The sequence below is a fragment of the Neisseria sp. P0021.S007 genome (genome assembly GCF_051956855.1).
In genome coordinates this window covers 1-229 of the sequence record NZ_JBQCXA010001856.1, presented here as the reverse complement: position 1 = coordinate 229, position 229 = coordinate 1, and the positions used below count along the sequence as shown (strand labels likewise).

The following is a 229-nucleotide window of genomic DNA, read 5'->3' as shown; positions in this document are numbered from 1 at the left end:
CGAAAACCATCAGCCCGACCGGATTACCGACTGCTCGGGTTACGAAACCAAACTGGCCTACACCCCCGAAGGACAGTTGGCGCGTATTACCGATGCGCTGGAACAGCACACCGAATACCACTACGACGCCAATCAAAACCTCACCCTCGCCCTCTATCCAGACGGCAGCAAAGAGACCTTCGGCTACGATGCTGCAGGTCGTTTGACCACCCATACCGACGGCGAAGGC

At 57.6% G+C, this 229-nt stretch carries 1 pseudogene; it reads left to right on the top strand.

Annotated elements, in window-relative coordinates:
- Window positions 1–229 (top strand): annotated as a pseudogene (locus ACTHUR_RS21805) (hypothetical protein); the annotation flags it as partial.